Origin of the sequence: Streptomyces sp. SID13031 (assembly GCF_010548305.1) — a bacterium.
Lineage (GTDB): Bacteria > Actinomycetota > Actinomycetes > Propionibacteriales > Kribbellaceae > Kribbella.
This window is the reverse complement of the sequence record NZ_JAAGLV010000079.1, coordinates 1-446: the sequence shown is the minus strand read 5'-3', so window position 1 is coordinate 446 and position 446 is coordinate 1. Positions and strand designations below refer to the sequence as shown.

At 70.6% G+C, this 446-nt stretch carries 1 protein-coding gene; it reads left to right on the top strand.

Annotated features, from left to right (window positions below; all coding sequences use genetic code 11):
- Positions 1 to 13 precede the first annotated feature (13 nt).
- The coding region (locus tag G3I17_RS39315; RefSeq protein ID WP_164604511.1) for an IS3 family transposase at positions 14 to 446 on the top strand (433 nt) is incomplete at its 3' end.

Sequence of the window (446 nt, the reverse complement as noted above, 5' to 3'; positions counted from 1 at the left end):
CGAGGGACTCGGCGTGCACCCGGAGGCCCTACCCGGCTGGATCCGGGCGCTTGCCGCTCGGCGCAAGGAGAATGCCCAGCTCAAGCGGGCGCACGAGGTCCTGCGGACGGCCTCGGCTTTTTTGGCTCGACCTGACCCGGCCCAGGTGACGGCGCTCGTTGACGAGCACCCGCATCTCAGAGTCGAGCCCGTACTCCGAGAACTGAACGTCCCCTTCTCCGCCTACTACCGGTGGCGTCAGGTTGAGACCGAGCCGTGCGAACCGCGCCGCCGGGACGCCGAACTGACCTGCCGGATCCGGCAGGTCCACGACGAGTCCGGCGGGCTCTACGGCTCACCCCGCGTGCACGCCATCGTCAAGCGTGAGGGCGCCCACGTCGGCCGCAAGCGCGTCGAACGGGTCATGCGTCAGGCCGGCCTGGCTGGCATCAGCCCAGCCGGGGCAG